We start from the raw sequence: 7,965 nt of genomic DNA on the forward strand, positions 1-7,965 counted from the left end.
CATTATTATTTAAAGATTGTTTTTCCATTTGAGGTTTACTAAGATTACATGATAGGTTGACGAAGTTTATCCATCATCCTTAATGGTTTAAAACATTTGTTTTATCCAACAGCTAAAATACAAAAAAGCCAATGCTTACAACATTGACTTTCTTTAATTGCTTTAGTAGGTTTCAGAGTTGCGAAACAAAAGAGCGTTCCATACCCTTAAATTTATGTGACACCTTTTGCATATCCTTTCCGACTTTCTCGTTAAGTATCTTGGCATAAATCTGTGTTGTGGCAATGTTTTTATGTCCTAACATCTTGCTCAAACTTTCCAACGGAACACCCTCGCTCAAAAATAGGGTGGCAAACGTATGACGTGCCAAATGAAAAGTTACTTTCTTTTCTTTAAGGCATTCAATCAGTTGGGATATTCGTTTCAAACTATCATTGCAGACGGTGTTTGAGGGTACAAGAAAAACCTTGCCGTCCTTTGACAGTCCTGCATATTTCTCGATAATCATTTTTGGAATATCCAACAGCATCACATTGGACGATGTAGATGTTTTCTTTCTCCGTATAATAATCCATTGATTGCCGTCAAAGAACTCTTGGATATTACTGTTTTTAAGTCCTTTCATATCCGAATAGGAAAGCCCTGTAAAGCAACTGAAAACAAACAGGTCTTTTACCAATTCATCTTTTTTGGTATCACAATTGAATGTTACAAGCTGTTCTAACTCGTTCCGTAACAGATAGCCACGGTCTTTGTCCTTTTTGGTATTCTTGTACTCGCTGAACGGATTGAAAGCAAGGTGCTTTCTGCTCATTGCCAACCGACAGAGGGTAGTAAAACCAATCATATACAGCCAAATGGTGTTATGCTCTAAACTCTGGTCGTCACGCAGGTAGTAATCAAAGTCCTGTACAAAATCAGAAGTAAGGTCGTTAAATGATATATCGGAATAACCGTATTTTGTAAGTGCAAAATTCCGAAGATGCTTTAAAAGTGTTTTGTATTTGGTGCGAGTTCCGTTTACCCGAAGTCCGCTATCGACTTTTTTCTCATAGTCTAAAAGGAACTGTTCATAGAATTTGAAAAAAGTAAGCTCTCCGCTTTCCATACCGAGAAAGGCATTTTTAAGTTTCACACTGTTTACAGCTCCCTCGTTTTTCAGGATTTTGGAATAACATTCCTCGATACCCAAACGGATTTTGTCAAGTTTACCGTTTACGTCTTGGGCTTCCCTGCTTTTTCCTAAAACCCTGCCATACTTCAAATCCCAATTCGATGCGGTAATATCCAACTTGGTACTAAATGCAGACTGTTTGCCATTTACGGTAATCCTGCACATAACTGCAACCTTTCCGTTTTTCTTTGGGGCGTTCTTTTTAAGGTAGAACAGTACCTTAAACGTTGATTTTTTTGTCGTTTCCATACTCACAATTCTTAATGATAAAATTAAACTTATGTGAGCCACGAAACAATATGAAATACAATGCAAAGGACTGAAAAATAACAGTTTAAAAACTTCGTTTCAAATGTTTAAAAGTAACGTTTTAGTAACCTTACTTTTGCCAATCGTTGCTTTTTTCTGCTTTTTACCGCATTACCAAAAAAACACAAAACGGCTGTAAAGCCTTTATTTACAACCGTTTTGCCTGTTCTTAATCTTTGATGTATATTTACTGAAAATTTATTTTAAATTTGTTAAAGGTTAAATTTAAGAATAAGGGTATTTATGACGATTGCAGCAGTTTTAGAGAAGGTAGCAATAACAAAGAAAAATAAAGCATTGTTATTAAAAGTGCGTGAACTAGACGAAGACCTTAAAGGTAGGTTTATAGGTTTTGTTGATGATGAGCACGCTAGTTTTGATGTAGCAGTAACCATTAAAAATAATGAATTACAGGAACATCACTGTGATTGTTCTTTAAAAGACACTCTTTGTATCCATCAGTTGGCTGTTTTGATGCATCTTAGCAATCAAACAAACGTTACTACAAACAAGCGTGCAACTAAAAAAACACAAAAACTAACAGAAGCTCAACTACTTTTACAAGAATTAGATTTACAAGAACTAAAAGCGTGGTTGCATCCGTTTTTTACTGTGAATAAAGAGGTAGAAATTCAATTTTTATTAGCTTTTTCAAAACAAAACACGTCTTATGAATTAACAGACATACCTCCTTTAATCACAACTGCTTTTACTTCGGTGATCGCAAAACGAAAAAAAATAGAATTAAACGAACTTAAAAAAATCATTCAATATCTTGAACAATCATTAACACCCGTTTTTCAATACCTTCAAACAATTAGTACCTATTCTAAAGCGTTTCTTTTGTTAGAAAAAATGATAGAAACCCTAGAGGATAAATTTTATACCTACACGGTTCCAGGTACGCGCTTACAAAAATATGTAAAGCAGTTAATCAATCAATATTCGTTGCTATTAAACAACACACAAGATATTACTCTATGGCAAAATGCAGTCAACTCCTTACTTCATCAACTTTTTGAAATGAATTTTGGAAAAGTGCATTCCCTTTTGATAGAAACAATTTCAAGCTTAAATGAAAACGGAACCAAAGTACAAAAAGCATACATAGCAGCACAAATTGTACAACGCTTGCAAGAATTTATCGATGAAGATTTTTGTTTTCAAATAGAAATCAATCAAAAACTTCTCGAAATACTAATCGAAAACAATAAATTAGAAGAATGCCAAGCATATTTTACACCGTATCCGCACCAGAATACATTCAATCTTTTATTGTTAAACGGATTAAAAAAAATAAATGTCTCCGAAACATTAGTGTATTGCTATGAATTAATTAGTTACAATACAAAAGTAGAGTATAACATCCCATATTTAAAAATCATTGAAGAACTTTTAGAAAACGATCCAAATTCATTAAATGAATTAGCGGCTATAAAACACGATTTGTTTTCGTTTGAACCTACTTTAGAACGATACAAATTTGTAGTGAATCATTTAGATGACCCTTCTTATCTTACAAAGTTTAAAACAAATACCTTAGTTCGGTTGCAACATAAATTCGATGAAGACGAAAGCTATATTACATTGTACTTACAAATTTTAGATTATGAAGGCAATTACAAGAAAATGATTGAAGCCGTACAGATTACTCCCATATCTTTTACTATTTTAGAACCTTATATTACACAACTTATAGCATTAGATAAAAAGGCAGTATTTTATAGTTTAGCTAACCATATTGTATCAAATCTAATTCTTAATAAATCGGTAGCTCAAGAACATGAAATTCGTGTTTTTGCACAAACATATTTTACCAAACAAGAAGTAAATTTATTAGTAGAATCGTTTTGGCAACGCTTTTTTAATTATTATCCAGAACGCATCCGTAATGATTTTTTTACATTTTTTTAGAAGTGAGTAACATCTTAGTTATACCTACTTGTTTTGAATTATGAAAAGGAATAAAGGTTCAGATATTTTTGTTTTTTTAGCTTTTAGGGTTTGTTTCACACCATTATGTCCCTATTGAATCACATATAACATCAGTAAACGATAGCCAAAGTAAAAGGGGATATAATCTCCTAAAGTATTGCCATTGTTTAAAACTTTATTTGCTCAGGTTGAAATAGTGGAGGAATCTCCCATAGGAATAAAATTACTATTTGCATGTGTTGAGTTTCTATGCGTAATTCCATTTTCTAAGATATTAGGGATGTTCTCAATATGAATCATCCGATACAAATGCTTGTTATCAAAATCAACCATTGCAGTAGTGCTTATGCTAAAATAACTAATTTTTTAAATCAATACCCAAACATAATTATAAGATTGGGGTTTGATTACTTTGTTTCCAATTCCCTAATTCCCCATTCCCTAATTCCCCATTCCCTAATTCCCCCTTCCCACAATGTCCTTTTTTTTAATAATTACCTAATTAAACTTTGAAAGACTATCTTTGTATTTAATTTCAATTTATGAATTTATTAAAACGATGAGGTATTTATATTTTCTTTTTTTCTTTTTATTAAATGTACCTATGCATTCTCAATGTTTCGATTGTGGAAAAAGTATTGGCGGTTGGACATCTGATGCTGCTGTAGATATTGAAAAAACAAATGATGGTATAGTTTACTTGGTTAGTTCAGGTGGTTTTGTAGCATCTAGAATTATTAAATATGATTTTAATTGTAATGAAATATGGTCTATTAATTTTGGTTATGAAGATGTTGCAGTTAAGTCTGTTACAAGTGATGAGCAAGGGAATATTTATTTAGTAATAGATAATTTAACGAGTACTAATGCCGGTTTAGGACCATGGGATATTAATGGATTTAGCATGTCACCTGGTATAAATTTTTATAAATTGAATTCAGCTGGTACAATTTTATGGAATAGACACATTGGTCCACATACAGGAAACATAATGCAAAATATTCACTATTATCAAAATCATTTATATGTAACAGGTACATTTTATGATACTCTAACTTTTAGTAATGGACTGTCTTTTAATTTTCCATATACAGATAATCCAAGAGCTTTTATTGCAAAGTACGATACAGATGGTAATTTTATAAATGCAATTAATTTTGGTGATGGTGAAGATAAATTCAAATACTCAGAATTCGATAATCAAGGTAATATTTACTTAACAAGGTATAAAGATTCATATTCTAAGGTTGATAAATTTAATGCTGTACTTCAATTAAGTTGGACCAAAGTGCTTTCTTCTTCAAATACTTCCTCTGAGGGAATTTATATTCCAGGAGGAATTCATTTTAATAATGAAAATAATAAACTCTATGTTTGGGGAATCATGAATTTAACTACTACTATTATAGGGAATACCTTTTTTATTAATAGTTTAAATAGTGTCTTCCAAAGTGCATTGATTGAGTTGAATTCTTCTACCGGTAATTTAGAGAATATTAATAGATTTGATAATAATAATGATTATTATTCGTTGTATTTTTTATTAAATCTTTCACCTCTTAGAATCGCTCATTTTTCCCAAAAAGACGGTTTTTTATACGTACATACTAGTTTCACCAATACAATGAGTTTTCCAAATGCAACCATTACTAGTACAAGTTATCATAACAACGAATATTTTTCTCAAGATCTAGTTTTGTTTAAAATTAACTTATCTAATTTTTCGAGTGAATTTTTGTTTAGATCGTCTGGAAATCCAAGCCTTATGACGGCAGCTCATGATTTATCCGGTCCCATTCTTTTTAATGGAAACGATTTATATTTAACAGCAACTTATAGAAGTAATCCAATACAAATTAATGGTACAACCATAAACAATAACAGTGGTAATAATGATTCAGATGCCATGTTTTATAAATTTAGCATTGACCAACCTGCTAATCCAGGTACAATTATCGTTCAAAATACTTGTTTCAATCAAATAGCACAATTTAGCATTAACGGAACTTACGATTCCGTAGTTTGGAATTTCAATGATCCTAATGCTTTAAATAACAGTTCAACCTCAAACACCCCCAATCATGTATTCTCAGCTACAGGTGTTTATAATGTTAGTGCAACAGTAACTTGCGACAATAGCACCCAAGTGTTAGAAAAAAACGTACATATAACCAATGTACCATTTTTAAATAGTATCGAACCTCTAATGGCTTGTGAAACCATTTCTGGTTCTGGTATTTCTAATGCGTTTGATACATCAAATCTAAATAATCTATTAATCGGTAATCAACCTAATATAGTGTTAGAATTTAGAAATTCTTCAGGTCAATTATTTACAAATCTATTTCCAAATCCTTATACCAATTCCAATTCATACGGCGATACAATTTACGTTAAGGCGTATCATGTAAATAATCCAAATTGTTCAATAGAAACGGAGCTTCAATTTATAGTGAGTCCAAAACCTGAAATGCCAATCATAGAAACGCCACAATATTTTTGCACATTCCAAAATCAAACCTTGCAAGATGTTTTAGGCAACAGTAATAATATCATTTGGTATGATAGTGAATTTGAAGGTAATCTTCTTATGCAAACGACACCATTAATACACGGACAAACCTACTATGCCGCTCAATCAAATGCAATTTGCGAAAGTACACGCGTTCCCGTTTTAATTCATTTACAAAATACAACAATTCCTACTGGATCTTCAAATCAAAATATCTGTTTAAATCAGCAAGCAACATTAAACGATTTAATTGTTAATGGAGATAATTTAAAATGGTATAACTCTATTAGCTCAACTCAAGTTTTACCCACTTCAACTCAGCTAGTAGATGGTCTTACTTATTATGTTTCGCAAACAATTAATCAATGCGAAAGTACCAATAGATTTGCAGTTACTGTAAGCCTAATTAATAGCTTAAACGCAAACGATTATGCTTTTGCCGTTTGTGACGCATTAAATGATGGAACAGAAAATATAAATTTAACGGATTATAATTCTTTTTTAATTTCAAATCCAGTAGATTATAATTTTGAATATTACCAGTCGTTAGACGGAGCATTAAACCAAATAGCTACAAATCTAATAGATCCAACCAATTATAATACAACTATTGGAGATCAAATCATTTATGTTCGTATAGTTTCTTCTAACGGTTGCAGCCAAATTGTATCACTAAAAATAACGCTATTCGGTAATCCAATTATTCCAATTGAAGATGATGTTTCAATATGCGAAGGCACCAAATTAGTACTAAATGCGGGCGATGGGTTTAACAGTTATAGTTGGTCAACTGGACAAAACACTCAAAGTATAACTATTTCAGAGGCTGGTAATTATACAATAACAGTAAATAAGATTAATGGCAATATCATTTGTTCAACTACAAAAACAATTCATGTGGTTTTCTCAAAAAAACCTTTAATTATAAATATTAAAACAAAACAGTGGACAGATCATGAAAATGCAATAGAAATTCTTACAAACTCCAATAAAGATGATCATTACGATTTTTCAATCGACGGTATAAATTACCAAGAAAGTAATCAGTTTTTTGGTTTAAGAAGCGGTAAATACACTGTTTATGTCAGGGATACTAAAGGCTGTGGAATAGCTACACAAGAAATTAGTTTGTTAATGTACCCAAAATTCTTCACACCAAATGGTGATGGACAAAATGAAACTTGGGCTATACTATTTTCAGATTCTCAAAAAAACTTAGAAACATATATTTTCGATAGAAACGGTAAGTTATTAAAAAAATTACACAGTTCAGATGCCTGGGATGGTAATTATAACGGCAATCCTGTTCCGTCTTCAGACTATTGGTTTGTGGTAACTAATGGGAATGCCGAATTGTATAAAGGCCATTTTTCATTGATAAGATAATATAATTTTTAAGGCACGTTTAAAATAGTAAAGTTCTTTAATATAAATCATTCATTCTAGGTATTTCTATCAAAAATCAACCATTGCAATAATAACTATCTAAAAGTAATTATTATCAAATAAAACCCCAAACATAGTTTTATGTTTGGGGTTTTATTACGTTATTTCCCTTTTCCCATTTTCCCCATTCCTATTTATAAACTTGCAACCTATAAAGCTTAATATATATATTGAATCTCATTTGAAGTTTTGAATTCTTTCTCTAAAAACCAAGTAATTAAATCTTTTACGTTTAAATCTTTCACATAACGATCTTCACCAGTAAATTCAGGATATTTTAAATTCAATTGTTTAAACGTTATTAGGTTTAAAAAAAATAAAGGCATTCTAATAATCAATATAAAAATATTTTTTAACAGAAAAACCGGATTACAAATTTCGCCCTCACTTAAAAAATATTCTTCATATTTAAAGTTGTTATGGTTTAGATTATTTTTCAAAATAAAATCTTCTAAAAGATAGTAATTATCATCTCCATCAAAACCTAAATCGCCTGAAATAGTTGTTTGTGTAGATTCTGGTGAATGTGACCAGTGTAAATGAGGTTCAAAACACGGTCAAAAAGTTGTAACTAAAGTACAAAAAATAA

At 31.0% G+C, this 7,965-nt stretch carries 4 protein-coding genes and 1 pseudogene; 2 read left to right on the forward strand and 3 right to left on the reverse strand.

Annotated elements, in window-relative coordinates; translation table 11 throughout:
- Positions 1-172: 172 nt before the first annotated feature.
- Complete coding sequence (locus tag EG240_RS12355; protein ID WP_125019699.1) at positions 173-1,423, reverse strand: site-specific integrase; 1,251 nt, start codon at positions 1,421-1,423, stop codon at positions 173-175.
- A 303-nt stretch (positions 1,424-1,726) separates the two neighbouring features.
- Between EG240_RS12355 and EG240_RS12360 the strand changes: the two genes are divergently transcribed.
- Positions 1,727-3,397 carry a hypothetical protein gene (locus EG240_RS12360; protein WP_125019700.1) on the forward strand — a complete coding sequence of 557 codons (1,671 nt, stop codon included), beginning with the start codon at positions 1,727-1,729 and terminating at the stop codon, positions 3,395-3,397.
- Positions 3,398-3,508: 111 nt separating this feature from the next.
- Here the strand turns inward: EG240_RS12360 and EG240_RS17095 are convergent.
- Positions 3,509-3,577 (reverse strand): annotated as a pseudogene (locus EG240_RS17095) (DarT ssDNA thymidine ADP-ribosyltransferase family protein); the annotation flags it as partial.
- Between the two features lie 445 nt (positions 3,578-4,022).
- Here EG240_RS17095 and EG240_RS12370 point away from each other — a divergent pair.
- A complete protein-coding gene (locus EG240_RS12370; protein ID WP_158612024.1) occupies positions 4,023-7,316 on the forward strand; it encodes a T9SS type B sorting domain-containing protein in 3,294 nt (1,097 codons plus the stop codon).
- 218 nt (positions 7,317-7,534) lie between these two features.
- On the opposite strand, the gene EG240_RS16995 is transcribed toward EG240_RS12370, so the two are convergent.
- Positions 7,535-7,663, reverse strand: coding sequence for a hypothetical protein (locus EG240_RS16995; RefSeq protein ID WP_262675122.1), 129 nt, complete (start codon positions 7,661-7,663; stop codon positions 7,535-7,537).
- Positions 7,664-7,965: the final 302 nt, after the last annotated feature.

This window comes from Paenimyroides tangerinum (assembly GCF_003865405.1).
Lineage (GTDB): Bacteria > Bacteroidota > Bacteroidia > Flavobacteriales > Flavobacteriaceae > Flavobacterium > Flavobacterium tangerinum.